Genomic DNA, 2092 nt, shown 5'->3' on the forward strand with positions numbered 1-2092 from the left:
AAGGAGGATTGGTTTCACAACGCGAGAGGACAAATAGACGGGACCATCTAAAGCGTCGAAAAAAGCGAAAACTTCACTGTGCGTTATCTCCCATCCAGTCGACCGTTCCCTTCGCACAGCGCGAGGTTTTGGATTCTTGATCGGTTCTAAACTATCTAGAACATCCGCATAGCGTGACATACGTGCGTTAACATCGGCACGAACCATAAAAAGATAATAAGCCAGCCTCTCGAGCTTGAAAACAATTTCCGGGATATCGTCACGAAGGTCCTCACTATTCTGCCGGAGACTAAGCAAAAGGGGAGGTAACCAGTCCTTATTATCCAATCTATTCAGAGAACGAACAAGCTCAGCAGTTTCTGAGCCGAATTGATAACGTAACTTCTGATCATCAAAAGACAATGAGAAGGCATCTGCATAAGGCTCCAAAACTTTGTCAACAAAAGCAATTGGGTCATCTTTGAAGGTCGCAACTTGATCCGGAAAGCCATTCTCCAGGGCCGAGCGCGGTTTGTCGCGTTCAAAAATCATTCGGATGTGTGTGAACAGGTCACTGAACTTGTCCCGACCAAGGCCAACCTCGATGTCTTCCCACCTCTGTGACAGTTGGTTTTCTTTTGCTTCTCCGGCGCGTTCTAACAGGTCAGCTTTCAGGATATCTGTCGCAGTCAGGTCCATACCCCGAGCGTTCAAGACGGTAAAAATGCGTCGCGCTGCTGTAGCGGTCGGAACCTCAACAACGACCAAGTAGCAGTTCTGCAAGAGGAAGCGCAAAAGCTCACTTCGCCTTTCTTCACCCATGTCCTCCAAGCGCGTTCTTATGGTTGAAGCATTTTCGATCATGCGTGCTTTTGCACCCGATTGACCACCTACAGAGGGCAGATTGTTCGTCGCGGCACGCGTTTGGATATGTTTTTCGAAGTAGCCTTGATCTTTTTGACGAAGCTGCAGTCTCAAGGTCTCAGGAATACCCTTATCCTCGTTGGCTACCTGTTTGATAAATTCTTCTCGGCGACTCTGCTTTTCAACATCTTCAGTCAAATCACGAATGACGCTAAAGAGGATAGTGAGCGTCGTTAGGCGCTGCTGCCCGTCGACAACCCGAGAATCTGGGACGTCGTGAGTTTTGACCAAGACAATGCTGCCAAGGAAGTAGAAGCCATCTGAACGGGTGTCTGGCCCCATTGCTTCAGTCAGGTCAGTCAGCAACTCATCGACTTGGGTCGTTTCCCAAGCATAGGGGCGCTGATAGGCAGGAATGCTAAAAGCATACTTTTCTGAAAAGACTTCTGCGATTTTTTTGTGAGCGGCTTCGATACGAAGGTGGGAAACATCGGGCATTGGAAATCCTAAAGTAGCTATGCTTTGGCTTTTGTTCTTTTCGGTTTGGGCTTCTGGACTGTTTTCTCAACTGCGATACGTTTAAGAAGGGCGCTGGCAGGTTCATCGGTTGGGTCTTGCGGGACGAGCTTGCCTGCGAAGGCGTCTTTCAGGATGGATTGGCGGAGCGAGGCGGAGCGCTTCAATTGGGCCGTTGCCTCCCTTTCAACGACTACGTGTTTTGACATCGCGTCTTGGATAATTTCCACAATCAATGACTGCTCCTCCAAACTTGGGAGACTGAGGCGAACGTCCCGTATATTTTGCAGGTTCAACCCCGGTTTGCCCGCGCCGTAAGCAAGGTCTTCAAGCTGCTTTCGCCCGGCGGCTTTGGCCACGAGGAACCAAAAAAGAAAAACTGGCGCGATTTCAGTGGTAGGGCGGAATAGTGCGACGTGCTGGCTGACATATGCTGTTCCGAAATCGTCTTCGACAAGGGCAGTTTTTGTTACGTTTGCCCCAGTTATAGTGATTAGCAGGTCGCCTCTTTGTATTTGAGTTCGCTTTCCTTCAGACTTCTCAGGAAGGGATACATATGCGATGTCTTCAAGGTCCAGGCGGTCGTGTTTAAGGTTCTGCGCTCTCACAAAGATGTCACCATCATCCGCATAGTATTTTGCCCAACCGCGAGACCCTGACGTAAGAAAGTTTGTGACGTCGCCCAGACAAATTTCCCTCCAAGATGAGGCATTTCTGTTAGAGCGCCAGTCGG

General features: G+C 49.4%; 2 protein-coding genes. Both read right to left on the reverse strand.

Going from position 1 to position 2092, the window contains the following annotated elements:
• Positions 1-1341 (reverse strand): DUF262 domain-containing protein (locus ACSHWX_RS18530; protein WP_435669685.1); only part of this gene is annotated, 1341 nt, incomplete at its 3' end.
• 17 nt (positions 1342-1358) lie between these two features.
• A partial coding sequence (locus tag ACSHWX_RS18535; protein ID WP_435669686.1) for a restriction endonuclease subunit S occupies positions 1359-2092 on the reverse strand: 734 nt, incomplete at its 5' end.

This window comes from Maritalea sp. (assembly GCF_051251695.1).
In the GTDB taxonomy this organism is placed as follows: domain Bacteria; phylum Pseudomonadota; class Alphaproteobacteria; order Rhizobiales; family Devosiaceae; genus Maritalea.